The sequence below is a fragment of the Flavobacterium sp. KACC 22758 genome (genome assembly GCF_028736135.1).
Taxonomy (GTDB): Bacteria; Bacteroidota; Bacteroidia; order Flavobacteriales; family Flavobacteriaceae; genus Flavobacterium; species Flavobacterium johnsoniae.
On the sequence record NZ_CP117878.1, the window covers coordinates 1,299,246 to 1,315,214 of the forward strand.

Consider the following 15,969-nt stretch of genomic DNA (forward strand, 5'->3'; position numbering starts at 1 on the left):
ATGAACTTGAATAAAAAAAACAAACTGCTTGTAATTGGTTTTTTTGTACTGCTCTATGTTTGTTATTCTTTTGCGATATCAAATACCATAAATTATTATAATGAATATCAGAAAAAACAACAAGAGATAGCCGAGGATAGTGATATGCCCAAACTTGTGGCGCAGCTGGTTCAAAAAGAAAAACAACTGGACCAGATTTTATCTACTTATGATGTGATTATATCAGATTCATTTCAGAATGATTTATTAAAGCAATTAACTTCTTACAGTGATAGTTATCATTTAAAAATTGTTGATTTTAAAGAACCCCACATCATCTCCCAAAAAGGATTTACTACAACGAGTTATACCTTTTCTTTAGAAGGATCATTTAATGGATGTCTGACCCTGCTTAATAAAGTAGAAAACAATCCGATGCTGGGGAATATTAAGCACTTAAATTTTGTAAAAAAAAGAAATTATAAAACCAATACAGACCAATTGTTTGTAGAGGTTATTATGCAAAAGAATAAAGGAGTTTAGTCAAAACTCATTATCAAAAACAAAACATAAAACAAATTATGAAAAAGACTTTTTTTATTATTTGTGACATTTGCTGCACAGGTTGCTAATGCTCTTCGGCAAAAGTATTGGAACAAAACGGAATTCATTTAACCGAAATGAATATTACACATTTAAAGAAAGTTGAAGAAATTTACTTAGTATGTTATTGAGCAGAATAAAAAAATAGCTGATTTGGAACAGGAAAATAAAAAGATGACAGATTTAGAAAAAAGATTTCAAAAACTTGAAAAAACATTAAAATAATGAATAAAAGAATTATTTACTCAGCAATACTATTTGGAATATTCACATTTGGATTCAAGGCTCAGAGCTTAAGTCCCATTTCTCATATTTCAGAGGCGGGTTCAGCAGATGCCTTCAAAGCAGGCTATACTTTTGCATATGCAACATCTGGAACTCCGTGGAACGGATCTTTAATTAGTTATGGGGGATTTCCAATAAATAATTATGACACACAGATAAGTTCAGATTACGGGCCTGGAGGAGGTACTCATATTAGTTTTAGAACTAAAAACGGAGATATCAATGCTTGGAATCCGTGGATTGAATTAGCCAGTAAAGGAGAAAACGATTTTATGGGAAAGCAAAGTATATCGGGTAATTTAGGTCTTGGTATAAGTAGTCCTTTGCATAAATTACATGTATATGGAAATCATTCGGATTCCAGAATTTTGCTTCATTCTGTAGGTGGAGGTGATGAAGTTCGTCAAGCCGATTTAATGCTTTGGGCAAGTGAACCGGGGCTAACTTACACAGGGGTAGGGATTGGTAATAATATTCATAACTATAAAACTACAAATGGCGGATTAAAACTGATTAGTACAGCTAGAGGAGGTTCCTATATAAGATTGTTAGATTGTGCGATGCAGTTTAATATTGTAAATTCGGGAGAAAATGATATACAGGCGATGACTATAAATACGTCAGGAAATATAGGAATTGGTGTTGTTTCTCCTTTATATAAATTGGATGTGAATGGAGCAATCCATTCAAGTGAAGTAAAAGTTGATTTAAACTTCCCTGCACCAGATTATGTTTTTGCTAACGATTACAAGTTAAGGGATTTGAAAGAAGTTGAAAATTATATAAAAGAAAACAGCCATTTACCAGAAATTCCATCCGCAAAAGAATTTGAGAAAAACGGAGTCAATGTTTCTGAGATGAATATGGCACTTTTGAAAAAAGTTGAAGAGTTGACTTTGTATATGATTGAAATGAAAAAGGAGAATGAAGCTGTAAAAAAACAAAACCAAAAATTTCAAGAAATATTCGAACGACTAAATAAAATTGAAAATCAATTAAAGTAAAATCTTTAATACTATGAAAAATAAACTGATTTTTATTGGTGCTGTTATATTTTCTATATCTGTTAAGGCACAATTATATACACCAAATAGCGGAAATGTAGGTATAGGAATAGAAAATCCACAAACTAAATTAGATGTAGCAGGTAGAGGGCGTTTTAAAGTTCCGGATGATGAATCGGGTGTAGGAGGGCTTACTATCGAAACAAATAATGGAACTAATTTAAAAATGGGAGGAAATACAACTTACAGCTGGATACAATCTCACATGTCACTGCCTTTATATATTAATGAACTTGGTAATAATACAATTATTAATAAAAAATATGGCAATGTAGGTATTGGAACTATAAATCCATTAGCAAAATTAGAAGTTAGTAACGGAAATATTCTCGTTCGTAATTCGGCTAATGTTGACAATGAATCTTCTATAATGATTGCACAGTCAATTAATGTTGGCAGTATAGATACTTTTGGCACTTCAATACGTACGATTACTCAAAGTGCTGGGAATAACACTTATGGAATGCAGTTTTTTACGAATGAATCTTATATGACAAACCAGACAGAAAAGATGAGAATTTTGGGAAATGGTAATGTTGGCATAGGAGAAACGAATCCAACTAATAAACTAGATGTAAAAGGAACTATTCACTCTCAGGAAGTAAAAGTAGATATGAAAGATTGGTCAGATTTTGTGTTTAAAAAAGAATACAATTTGCCAACACTTCAAGAAGTTGAAAAACACATTAACGAAAAAGGACATTTAGAAAATATCCCAAATGAAGAAGAAGTTTTAAAAAACGGAATTAATTTGGGAGAAATGAATGCGAAGCTTTTGCAGAAAATTGAAGAATTAACTTTGTATGTAATTGAGCAAAATAAGCGTTTAGATAAAGTTGAAAAAGAAAATGCAGATTTGAAAAGTCAGATAAATTCATCTAAAAAATAATACAATATGAAATTGAAAATTTTAATATTAGTTTTATCCGTCCAAATTAGTTTTTCTCAAAGTGTTTTCCCTACTGATGGAGGTAATGTTGGTATTGGAACAAATACACCATTATATAAATTAAATGTATTTGGTTCCCATAGTGATGCTAGAATTTTATTGCATTCTATTGGAGGAGGCGATGATGCACGCCAAGCCGATTTAATGCTTTGGGCTAGTGAACCCCAAGTAACTTATTCAGGTGTTGGAATAGGAAATAATGTAACAGTATCAAGTGACAGAGGATTACATTTATTAAATACTATAAGATGAGGATCTTATATGAGATTATTAGACAATTCGATTTCGATAGGAATAGTTTCATCCACGGGAGCAATAAAAGAAACAATATGTAAATACAGAGGGAGATATTGGTTTTGGAACAAATTCTCCAGTAAGTTATATATTGCACGCTCTTTAACACTAGATGGCGGAATTAGTAATACTTTGCCAAGACCATTAATTACAGCAGGTACTTTAGCAAATGGAGAAATAAGAAGCTATGGAGGCGGGGGGAATTTTTATGATGACGGATTTTTAAGATTATCTGCCGGTGGAGGAACAAATGTAGATGTAAAGTCATACATTGATTTATCTGGATACTCGACAATTCCAGATATGAATAGAAATATTGTTTTTGGGACGTCAGGAACAGAACGTATGAGAATTGATGTTAACGGAAATATAGCAATAGGTTCAAAATCGCCAGATGCAAAGCTTACTGTAAACGGAACAATCCATTCAAGCGAGGTAAAAGTCGATTTAAACTTTTCGGCACCAGATTATGTTTTTACAAATGATTACAAATTGAGAAGTCTGAAGGAAGTTGAAAAGTACATAAAAGAAAATAGTCATTTACCTGAAATTCCATCGGCAAAAGAATTTGAGAAAAACGGAATTAATGTTTCTGAAATGAATATGGCACTTTTAAAGAAAGTAGAAGAATTAACTCTTTATTCTATTGAGCAGCAAAAAAATACCGAAAAGCTCAATTTATATATTGACAAGCAGCAAAAAAAATATGATGAATTAATATTGCAACTGAAAAAGCAAAATGACCGTTTAGAAAAGCTCGAAAAAATGAATAATAATTAAGAAAATAAAATGAAAAAAGTATTTAGATTAAGTTCACTGTTCTTGCTTTTATGTTTTCAAAAAAGTATTTCGCAAGGATTTATTACAGCACCAGATAATAGTGTAAATGCAATTAATGCTTCTTCTACTGTAATTCCTAAAACAGAACCTAGTACAGCAATGTGGACAGCAACAAATGCGTATTGGGCTACGCCTCTTATTTATAGAACAAGAAGATTTCCTGATGATGGAACAGGAGTTTTTCCTTTTAATAATTATGGCGAATTAATGATTCAGGGAACATCTCACGGAAACATGTATAATAAAGGAATTAGTTTTTTAACATGGGATGGATCTGGTGCAGAACCACAAATTAGAATGAGAGTTTCGCCAGAAGGAAATATTGGTATTGGGACTTTGTCGCCAGATGCAAAATTAACCGTAAATGGTAAAATCCGTTCCCGTGAAGTAAAAGTCGATTTAAACTTTCCTGCACCAGATTATGTTTTTGCAAATGATTATAAATTGAGAAGCCTGCAGGAAGTTGAAAATTATATAAAAGAAAATAGTCATTTACCTGAAATTCCATCAGCAAAAGAATTTGAGAAAAACGGAATCAATGTTTCTGAAATGAATATGGCGCTTTTAAAGAAAGTTGAGGAATTAACTTTATATATGATCGAAATGCAAAAAGATATTTCTGTTTTGAAGCAAGAAAATAAAGAATTGAAATCACAGATTAAAAGTAATTAACCTCATCTAAATAATACTTAAAAACCTATGAAACAAAAATACTTGATTTTGATATTGTTTTTTACAATCATCAGCAGCGCACAGAATTATAATAATATAGTTAATTATTCAATTAATGGCACTCCGGTTAATGGAGTTAAAATTAAAACCAATCTGCCTTTTGCCGCAGCAAGTCAAATGCCTACCATAACAATAACAGGGTTTAATTATCAGACTGCAGAGACGATAAACCTAACAATTGTTTATTATATATATTATAACGGACCAGATTCAGGAAATGCATCAAGTTATTATTTTCATACACCAAAAATGTCTTCATCAGGAAGTTATACCCCACCGGTTTACTTATCTAATGAAAATGGTAAAGTAGTTATTTTTATTAATGATAAAGTTTATTTTCAAAGATTTACAGTAAGTGTTTATGCGCAGGGTATGGCAGAAACGAGTAGTTGGTTTCAAGGATGGACAGCCGTTGATGAACCAATGACAGGAACTAAAACAGTAGAAATTCCATATCAAAATAGATTTAAAGGCAATGTTTATCTTTCCGGAGGAAGCATTTGGAATTTAGAAGGAAATGTAGGGATAGGAACTGAAAACCCTGATGCAAAATTAGCAGTAAATGGTACAATACATTCAAAAGAAGTAAAAGTAGATTTAACCGTTCCTGCTCCTGATTATGTTTTTGCAAGTGATTATAAATTAAAAGACCTAAAAGAAGTTGAAAAATATATAAAAGAAAACAGTCATTTACCCGAAATTCCATCGGCAAAAGAATTTGAGAAAAATGGAATCAATGTTTCTGAAATGAATATGGCGCTTTTGAAAAAGGTTGAGGAATTAACTCTTTATACTATTGAGCAACAAAAGAATACCGAGAAGTTAATGAAGATTATCGAAGAGCAGAGTAGGAGGTTAAACGTTCTGGAAAATTGTAAATTAAAATAGAAAACTTTATGAGCAATTACTAGAATTTGAAAAATAGAAAATTCCTAAGGGAAAAATCATTTTATAAGAGATTATTTTAAACAAAAAAAGAGACTTTCAGTCTCTTTTTTTGTTTAAAATAATTTAAATTATTAATCCGTTTAGCGTATTAGTTAATAAGAAATTGAAATTAGGTGAGTGTAAACTAATAGAGTTTTTTGACTTAAAAAACGGAATATTATAATTAAATTTTTATGACGTGAATATTATTAGAAGAATTATGATGAGGCCAAAAACAATTACACCTATCATATGATTTCGGTCACTATTTCCACTTTTTTTATCAATACTTCCTTTAGGAGACCATATTTTAGAAAATGAAATAAAATCATCATCGTTGGTAAGAGTTATAGCATTTAAATAGATGTATCTTGTAATGGCCCCTAAGAGTTCAAGCAAGTATCTTCCTGATATTATTTCGATTAAATCCATATTATTCTTGATTTATTTCTTCGTTTACTTTTCTTGCACCCTTTTTTGCATATCTAATAAATTTACTTCGTTTTGTATAGGAAGTAAGAATTTTATTTATTCTTACAATTATCGCTCCTCTAGTTGCAGGGGTTAATTTTGTTAAAAATGTGCCTTTAAATGTTGAACCAAAGGTTGCTACATTAAATTTACCGGCTAGACTTGGTGCAATTGAAAATCTTCCTTTAATTGGACTTGGAGTGATAAAATATATAGTATTTATACCAGATTCAACAACCTCTTGAGGACTAGCACCAAAACCGTTAAGGTGCCTTGCCGAATTATCTTTATAAAAATTCCTTGTACCATAAACATATGCATCATCCGCTATATTATATGGAACTTTAGCCAGCCCTCTTAACTTAGATTTAATAAAGTTATCACTTTCTCTGGGATTTAAATAATTTTCTTCGATATTTTCAAAGAAATTTGGTTGATGAGCAGTTATTTGAGGCGTCCATCCGTAATTATCGAGCCCTTTACCAGAGGAAACTGATGTAATAGTTATTCCTGTCTCAAAACCTCCGGCACTAAGTTCAGATTGCACAGATGTTAAATTAAAATAATAGCCTTTATTTTCACTATACATTACTTCAGAAGGATCTAATCCATTTTTTATAGCGTTCTTTCTCTGAAAATTAGCCCAGAATTTAAGGAGCCAGCCTCCATCAGGGTCAACTCCAGAAACAGGATTATTTCCCATTCCTAAATAAGGAGAAGCATACTGACTATAAGGATCGGTAGAAAGCCATCTTCCAATTCTTCCATCCCAAAGGCGTAATTGAAAAGCCTCCATTTGTGTATCTTTATCCAGTTCCTGCCCTTGAAAAGCATAGCGATAGTTGTCAAATGAATTACGTCCATATAATACCTCTCCAAATGGATAATAATCGGCGTAAGATTTTGTTGTAACTGTACCTCCAGTTTCCTTTTGAACGACTGCCCTAACATTACCTAAGTGATCAGTAATTTCATAGTTTGTTATATTTGTTCTATTTGTAACGCCTAATCTATTTAAGCCATAAATTGGTAGTTCGACTTGATTTATGCTTCCACCGCCAGTTAAGGAATATATAGCTATTGTGTTTCCAGATAAATCTACTGTATAATAAGTGGTACCAGGCAGTGAACCATAACTCTCTTTTCTAATACGCTGTCCTCTTTCATTATAAAAGAACTTTACTAAAGAAGTATTACTTTTCTTTACTTCTATTACTAATCCTTGTGAGTTGTAAATGTAACTTAGATTTTCAGAAATATTATCTGTTAATTGGCCTATTTCATCATATTTATAATTTTGTGCGTTTGTTTGATTTCGAATATCATTTAAATTAGGATCTACAATACCGCTGTCAGAAACACTGTTTAATTGATTTTTTCCATTGTAACTGTAATTCAAATTGTCAATAATTCGGCCTGAATTATCAGTTCTTATAAGCGTTTTTATATTTCCATTAGGGTCATAGGTTAAGCCACCTTCATTTAAAACCGACGACGGAGTAATAATAGCTGTATTTGGATTTGCATTTCCAAATGTAGCTTGTGTAAGCCAATTGTTAAGGTTGTAATTGTATAAATACCCTTTTTGATTTGTTGAATTCCCAGAATAATCGTCAGCTATTGCTCTATTAGCCCATCTAGCTGCTTTTATATTTCCGTTATAATCAGTATTAATTGTAGGTGATGAAATAATATTCCTTCCCGTACGTAAATAGTCTCCGTTATAATAGTCAAGTGTCAAACCAAATACATCATTATTATCTCCTCCAGGATCTTTAGATGCTTCTAGGCTTGGATGGTTAATACTCTTAAGTTGTCCGCTTAGTGTATATACATAATCTAATCCTTGCGTTCCTAGACCTATGTTAACTCTTTTTAATTCGCCTGTTTTGTAATAATTATAATCTGCCTGTGTTGTAAAATTTGTATTATTTGTTGAGGTCTCAACTTTTGTTAGTACACCATTAATATTATAGGTATATTTATGTATAAATGACTCGTTAATATTATCTTTTTGAAACAAAACTTTTTGTACATTTCCTTTATAATCATATTCATAGTGAGTGGTTTTTGCTCCAAGACCTTCATTGTATTGTATAACCCATTCTGTTCTTCCATATATGTCATAGCTGTACCAGCTAATTGAGTTTATTGTATTACCGGCGTCTGATTTGTAAGTTACTGCTACATTTCCAGATAAATTTTTCTGTAAATTTACATATCCTGGTGCTAAAGTAATAAGGCTTAAAGATGTAGGAATTGTTAATGAGTAAGCTGTTGGTAAAAGAGTGGGATCAGTAACGGTATTTTCTGTATAATCATATATTGAGAAATTTCTTTCCTTAACACTATTACCAGTAATGATTGCGGCATTATTTACACTATTGACAGCTGTTGTCCATATTCCTGGATTTCCTGCAATAACACCGTTTTCTATCGGTCTGCCCAAAATGTCATAATTGGTGTAAGAAACTTCATTGCTTTTACTTTGCAGTGCATTTTGTGAATAACGTATTTGTCCATCATTGCGATAAGCAAATTTATTGTTTCCTTGATCAGGATCTGATGTTTCAATTAATTGGCCTAATGTATTGTATAAATAGGTAGTTACAAAATTTGTAGAAGTCATGTGTGTAGGACTTGCTACAATTGTTGTATTATTTGTATATCCATTTGGTTGTACAGATTTTATTAATTGACCTGTTTTGTTATATATATTTATGGCATATTCAAAGTAGTTTACATTATAAGTTATTCCTAATGAACCAGCATCATATGTTGGTGTTCCTGAAGAAATATAAACTTTTGGGTCTGAAGCGGGAGGTATTTTTGCTTCTATTCTATATGCATTTCCACCAGTTATACTTGAAGCTATTAATCCTGTTTTTAAATCATATACATTATATAAATTTGCCCCTCCTATCAAGCTTCCTGATGAAATACCTTTTGGAATATGAACATCTACAAATCCCTGAGTTCCTATGAGTGAAACAACTGGATATGAAACTCCTCCTTCAGAACCTGATCTGGCAGAAGCGAGTAATTTGCCTTCGCCATCAGTAAAAGCTACATTTTCATTACCATTAGCATCAATGTTTACAGATTTGTAAAATTTAGTAATAACTTCTTCTTTTCCGTTAGAAATTGTTCCATCATAAAAATCAGAGCCAAACACATAATACATTTCCTGTGCAGCAGGGACAACATAAGAATAGACTGTTTTCCATTCTCCATTTATTTTATTACCGCCTACTACAGTAATAACATTACCAGGATTTAATGAATCATAATTTATTTGAGAAAAGGGATGGGTTGCTGTAGCCTGATAAGGTTCGTCAGTATTATTGTCACTATAATAATTTGCTAAGCTTGCATTTGCTGAAATATCTGGTAGATTAGCAGCTGTAATTATAAAACTGCTTCCTGCTGTCGCAGTTACTGTAAAAGTATTCCCTAAATTTATATTTGGAGCAGTTAAAGTTACATTCAATCCCGAACCTACACTACCAGTAGCTGTTATAGATTGTGATGCTTTATACGAATCACTTATTGCAATATTATTTAATGGCAGAATAGAAGGATAGGCAGAAGCAGTTGATTCAGTAGTACTTTTTAGAAAATTAATTTTATTAAAAGTTGTAAGAGACGATGGGGCGATAAAAGAGGTCTTATCCGACCTTCCAAAATTATCATATGTTGTTTCTGTACCCCAAATTTTATTTGTAACATAATCTTTAGACAAGTTCACATCTGATTTTCCTAAATCGTCAAAGTAAGATCTGGATTGGCTTGTTACATTTCCTTTACTGTCGTATGAAACACCATGAATCCAATTGTAAAGATTATCATTAGAAATGAAAACTTCTTCACTGTCTCCAAGATCTTTACTAAAAGTCAAATAGCAGGCAGGTATAATGGGGGAAGTGGCCCCTGTATGGTAAAATACTAGATAATTAGATTCTATTTTAACTCTGTAGTTAGTGTCAACACTACCTTGTTTAATTATTCCTAATTCAGTATTTTGTAAAGGTACTCCGGTATTTAAGTAGAGAATTTGACCTGTTTTTAGTGTACAAGAACTAGACCAAGCACCTGTGATGCTTAGGTTTACTGTACCGTTTTTTATGGATATACTGCCATTACTGCTTCCTTCTCCGGTTGTACAAGTAAAAACGCTTGGCAGTACATTAGAGTAATTAACTCCTGCTGCATAGTTAGATGGTGATATGCTTATATTGGTATTTACACTTGTAACTAAATTTGCAGCATCATAAATTACTAAACTATTATTTTCAATTTTTGCATTATATCCGCTTGGAACACCGTTCGGGGTTATAAGTATGGGACCTAATTCAAGATTGGGCAGACTTGGAGAAATAGTTAATACTTTTATGACTCCAGTTTTCATTACAGTTGGCTGCCACCTGCCGCCAAAAACAAGAGATAAGACATTATTTGTAACAGATAAACTTCCTGAAACAGATCCATTTGAATTGACTAGATCTGATAAAATTAAATTTACCGTATAATTTGGATAGTTTCCAAAGGCGTCTAAATTGTATGAACCAGCTTTTTTGTTATGAGTAATTCCCGGATTTCCAAAAATAAATATCGGAAATAAGATAAAATAGTATATATATTTTTTCATCGATTTTCTATTAGGTTAACAAACTCTTATTTATATAAAATTGATCTTATAAATATTTATTATTATATGTATTTGATTTAGCTAATTTAAAACCACCAGTGATTCCATTATTAGCATCATCAAGAATTTCCGAATACGTTTTAATTAATCTTCCAGCGGCATCGTATTCAAATCTTGTTGCAAGGCCATTGTTTGAAATAATATGGGTTAACTCATCCCATTCATTATAAACATATCCTGTTATTGATGCAGCCACAGGACGGATCATAAGATCATCAAAATATACTATTGAAGTATCTGCTGAAACTAAATAGATTGTATGCACCCCTGCAGCTACATTTACATAACCAGATTTCAGTACCCAGTTTCCGGCAGTGTATGATTCTGTAAAATCTACTATAGTACTATTATTATTTATCCTTGCTTTTGCAGCGTTTGATTTTTCAACCCAAACAGATACTTTGTATTTACCAGGTCTATGTTGACCACTTCTCATAGCGACCCCAAATTGTGAACTTGATGAGGCTGCAATTGATTTTTTGCCTGTATGATAATAAGTAGAATTTATTGAGGCATTATTCATTATCACTTCTGGTTCTATAAAGTTAACGAAACCTGTCATAGGGGCATTTTCACCACCAGCAAAAAATATTTCGTTATAACCTGCATTTCCTACAACAGTTACTTTGGTATTATTATCTCCCATTTTTGTTGATGTATAATTACCATTTATATCTTTTGTTTCAAGTGGTGCCGAAAAATGATCATATAATGTTATTTCAGAAATTTGCTTCCATTTAGAAGATTGTGGGTCATTTAAAGGAGAATTCCATTTAAAATCATCATCAGTGTCATAATTATTGCCACTGATATAACCTTTAAAAATACCATTGCTGTCTTTTTCTCCATTCCAAGTATAAGATTTATGTTTTCTCCAGATTTTTTCATTTAATAAAGTTGGAGATTGCGTTCCTCCAGCCATGTCTTTATATGACCATATATTATTCCATGTTGTAATACCAACACCAGTTTCTTTCCATGGTTTACTTGCACCGCCATTTTTATCAAAAATATAAGAATAATTAACTGCTACCTGAGATAACATGTTTTTGTATGTATTAGGATTATCAACTTTTGATCCCATTCCTCCATGTCTTAAATATGCTGGAACAATTTTAGTTTTGGTTATTTCTCCAGTACTATTTATTGTTCTTGTTTCAGTTGCCTGACCAGTTAAAAAGTCATAATTATCATAATAATTTGTAGACGACCAACCTCCATTTATTGTGGTTGTACTTTCTAATCTTGATGGAAAAACAACTTTTCCAATAGAATTGAAAGTATATCTGAAATCTTTTGCATTTATTGAATTTCTCTTTGTATATTCTTGTATAGCATATTTAAAGCTTTCTTGCGAAATACCATTTTCTTTGTCATCATATTGAAATTTTTTATATTTATTAATAGTTTGACTTATCAATTGCTGTTTAGAATTAAAATGCCTTACACTTAATAGTTGTCCTAATGACGAAAAGTTATCATACAACATGATCTTAGAAGTAGATACTTGACGATAATTGGAATTAAATTCTCTTCTACTGCCTCCGAAAAATTTTAAATAAAACTGATCTCCAAATTTATAATCATATTCTCCCTCATTCTGATTACTTTGCATCAGATCGTCCATTACTCTAAAATTAAAAAGAGAACTGGATAATGTTTCAGAATTGTTTTTTATAGTTGCCGTTACATATTCATATTGTACATTAGGTGAAGGAATTTCTTCTACAGCCTGAATATTATCTGCCACTTGCGGGTTATCTGATGGCTCAAAAGAAGTTACTCCTGATATATTTGTTGTGTAAGGATTTCTATAGTCATAATCCGTAAATAAAATATTACCATTATTAAAATCTGAAGTAGTAATTCGTCTAACTCTCAGTCCGCCTCCATTCTTTCCATTTCGGCCATATTGGGCAACTAATCGATTGTAATTAGCAATAATCTTAAAACTAAATGCGTATTCAGCCTGATTTGGTTCAGAATAAGTATATTGTTTTATTTCAAAATTTCCAGTACCACTGCTATGATAGCAAGATGGACCTTCAAAAAATCTTCTTTGAAGAGTAATATCTGTTTTATTGTTAGGCTTTAGAGTTAATTTTTTATTTGGATTATCTATACCAATAATGGTGTAATTATTTGTGTACTCATTCATGCGGGAATAATGAGTAGGATCTTTAAATTTAAAAGTTAAATCGATTTCTTGGTTTAAGCTAAATACGTCATTTAAATTATCGGATGAATATTTAAAATCTGTATTTATTGTTATAATATCATCTTGTACGGTATATTTAACAGGAGTATTGGTTAAAGGCTGGCGAACTCTATAATAATCAGCAGCAGAACTCGCGACTGTATTAGTGTTTAAAGCTGCTTCTCTCGAAAATGAATCAGGTTCGTAATCAATTTTTATTTTACCCCCAATAGGTGTTATAATTTCATTTAAACTCCATGCATCGGGGTTATCTTTTACATAGCCCCAATTATCTGAATTAGTGAAATTATACGGAACAGTACTTTTTAAGTAATTGAACTTATATGCAGGCATCGTTTTAATGTTATTTTTTCCATTAAGTTCAAGACTTCTTAAAGCCAGTCTTCCGTTATTTGCATTAGGTAAATTATTTCCTAGACTATAGTCATAATTAAAATTGATGACTTTTACAGCCTTGGTCTGAATATCAAAGCCTTGTGATTGATTTAAGATGTTAATATCTTCTGTATCAAGTACATTTTGATCAGTGTTAATATCCGAAACTTTTACATCATAAGGATTTTTACGGCATACATCATATGCTCCAAAAAAACCAAAATCAAAATAAGTGTAACCTTTCTTCCTATTGGTCCCAGTCCCTAAATTTTTATTTGCATTTGCAGCATCATTATTTTTTAACAGTATTATTTTATCAAGTTTCAAACTTAAATTCTCAGGTAAGTCTACATATTTATAGGTTCTATGCTTATAATCGTAGTCAAAGTTAAAATTCAAGGACTGGTATGTATTAGAACCACTTGATACGGGTACATAATAATATCCTTGCTCTATTGGTCTGGCTATTCTGTCTTGAAATGTTTGGGTTAAGTTTATAGGCATTGCACCAGACTGATATTGTCCATTTCGGTATTGTATAGAGGTACTTTTGTCATCTTCTCTAACTGACTTAACAAATAAAGCAGTATGGGTACGGGTTTTAACTTTATCTAAGTAGTAAATTTCTTTTCGGCCCCAAAAAAAGAAATTTTTACTATTATATGTTTTTCCTCCAACTTTTGGAGATCTCCACCCATATCCATCTGACCATTTTCCATACTCAAATTGAACATAATATCCATAATCATCCTTGTCAATAATGTTGTTGTTGTTAATGTCTACATAATCAGGACCTGTAACAGCAGTTAATAGCCAATGTGTTGCATATGGTTTTGTTTTAATTGTTTCTAAAAATTTATCATTTTCATTACTCGTATTTGAGTAATTTTTATAAACTTCCTCAAAGCTGTATACAGGTAGTGAATAATGATATACTTTCCCATCTAAAGCGGTAATTCTGTAGGCTCCAATTCCATTTTCTGCAATATTTTTATAGTACTGTCTATCATAATTTGATGCTTCCAGAAAAGGAGTTGAACCTGTATTTCCATCTACAATTTGTTTATTTGTAAAAGCCTCAATGTACTGTCCATCTCTTTTTCTGTTACCAACCTTAGTTAATTGCCCATCTTTATTATAATTAGAGCTAAAAGTATTATCAGTATCGGTAACAATATTATTTACAAATCTTCCCATTTCATTTGAACCGTTGGAATTGACAGTATTATTGTCTAAATTAAATGTAGGGTCAAGGGATTTAAAATCTCCTGTTTGTGTTCTTAAAAAGGAAGAATTTACATTATCAAAATAAAAAAACAGTTTGTTGTTTAATTTATAGTTACTATCATTTGTGTTTGCAGGATATGTTAAATATGTTGCAAGATCATTTGCTTCATCTCCTTTGCCATAGAGCATAACTTCATCATAAATTCTTGGAGAAAATGAGCCGGACATTCCCTGTGCTGTTGCAGAATAGTTGTCATAATCAGGTAATGTTATTTCTGCTTGTGTAAACATTCCTGTGCTAGATGGACGATTTTTATCTACAACGTTATGAGTTCTAACATCCATTGAATATTTTATGTCCTGTTTGTATTGGGATTCTTTTTTTGAATCGAAAAGATTTAAAGTTCCAGAATTATAGCTGTTGGTAAGTTTAAAAAGCGAATATTCAATGTGTGTATGCTGATAAGCTATCCAAAAGAAACCAGCTGCATTTAAATCAAACCCACGATTAAAGTTATTTATATAATAATCTGAGTTTGTAACGGGCGTACTATTATTGCTCGAGACATTTAAAAATTGTGAAGTTACTTTGTTTGAAGCAGTACTATAAGAAACACCCAAAGCAGAGGCTTTTACTTCTCCGCTGGTATTTATAGTAAGGCCATTGTATGAGGCACCTGTTGCAGATAGAGTGTATGAACCGGAAACTTTTTTTGAATCTAAATTATATCCAACACCAACTCCTGCATATGAAACCTCAATTTGTTCAGAACCTACTCCAATTCCTACTCCTGCATACCCCACAGTTCCCCCCCAGGCTTTATGTGCTCCCCATGATCTACTCATTCCAATTGTTATACCATTAGGCAGAGTACCTCCTATTGAGAAGCTATAGTAGTTTAAATTTTGTCCTTGATCGTATAATAATTCTGAAACTCTTGTTTTATCCCAATCATCTGGAACTCCTTTTACGGATCTATTTATAGCACCAGGATTTAGACTCCATCCAAGACCAACCCAAGAAGCTTCTTCGTCCATTGCTATTCCCGCATGATTTGATAATGTAAGCGGATAACCTCCTTCTGGACTTGGTACATTTAATAAAGGCAAAACATAAGACATGTCTCCTGTATTAAGATTAACCATATCTGTGGCATCTATAGGTTCAAAACTAGTAGCTTCTGGAGCAACTGGTCCATTATTAGAAGCAAATAGATTATTAGGTAATAATGTTGGAAAAAATATCAACAAGAAAAAAGTGGCAATAATACGATGGCGCTTGTGGTATTTGGTCATT

The 15,969-nt window shown here is 31.8% G+C and carries 9 protein-coding genes; 7 read left to right on the forward strand and 2 right to left on the reverse strand.

The genetic code is table 11. The features are described 5' to 3' along the window. The 7 genes from PQ462_RS05515 (at position 1) to PQ462_RS05545 (ending at position 5,634) form a co-directional block, all read left to right on the forward strand. A complete protein-coding gene (locus PQ462_RS05515; RefSeq protein WP_274252663.1) occupies positions 1-522 on the forward strand; it encodes a general secretion pathway protein in 522 nt (173 codons plus the stop codon). Positions 523-806: 284 nt separating this feature from the next. Continuing rightward, positions 807-1,871: a hypothetical protein gene (locus PQ462_RS05520; RefSeq protein WP_274252664.1), complete on the forward strand. Its 1,065-nt coding sequence runs from the start codon at positions 807-809 to the stop codon at positions 1,869-1,871. A 13-nt stretch (positions 1,872-1,884) separates the two neighbouring features. Continuing rightward, complete coding sequence (locus PQ462_RS05525; RefSeq protein WP_274252665.1) at positions 1,885-2,820, forward strand: hypothetical protein; 936 nt, start codon at positions 1,885-1,887, stop codon at positions 2,818-2,820. A gap of 6 nt (positions 2,821-2,826) precedes the next feature. Then, the gene (locus PQ462_RS05530; protein ID WP_274252666.1) at positions 2,827-3,132 is read left to right on the forward strand and encodes a hypothetical protein; all 306 of its coding nucleotides are present in this window, start codon (positions 2,827-2,829) and stop codon (positions 3,130-3,132) included. A 9-nt stretch (positions 3,133-3,141) separates the two neighbouring features. Further along, the gene (locus tag PQ462_RS05535; RefSeq protein ID WP_274252667.1) at positions 3,142-3,954 is read left to right on the forward strand and encodes a tail fiber protein; all 813 of its coding nucleotides are present in this window, start codon (positions 3,142-3,144) and stop codon (positions 3,952-3,954) included. 9 nt (positions 3,955-3,963) lie between these two features. After that, a complete protein-coding gene (locus tag PQ462_RS05540) occupies positions 3,964-4,686 on the forward strand; it encodes a hypothetical protein (RefSeq protein WP_274252668.1) in 723 nt (240 codons plus the stop codon). A 27-nt stretch (positions 4,687-4,713) separates the two neighbouring features. Continuing rightward, positions 4,714-5,634: a hypothetical protein gene (locus PQ462_RS05545; protein ID WP_274252669.1), complete on the forward strand. Its 921-nt coding sequence runs from the start codon at positions 4,714-4,716 to the stop codon at positions 5,632-5,634. Between the two features lie 472 nt (positions 5,635-6,106). Here the strand turns inward: PQ462_RS05545 and PQ462_RS05550 are convergent, their stop codons facing one another. Next, positions 6,107-10,792 carry an RHS repeat domain-containing protein gene (locus tag PQ462_RS05550; protein WP_274252670.1) on the reverse strand — a complete coding sequence of 1,562 codons (4,686 nt, stop codon included), beginning with the start codon at positions 10,790-10,792 and terminating at the stop codon, positions 6,107-6,109. 46 nt (positions 10,793-10,838) lie between these two features. Beyond that, the gene (locus PQ462_RS05555) at positions 10,839-15,968 is read right to left on the reverse strand and encodes a hypothetical protein (protein WP_274252671.1); all 5,130 of its coding nucleotides are present in this window, start codon (positions 15,966-15,968) and stop codon (positions 10,839-10,841) included. Position 15,969 lies beyond the last annotated feature (1 nt).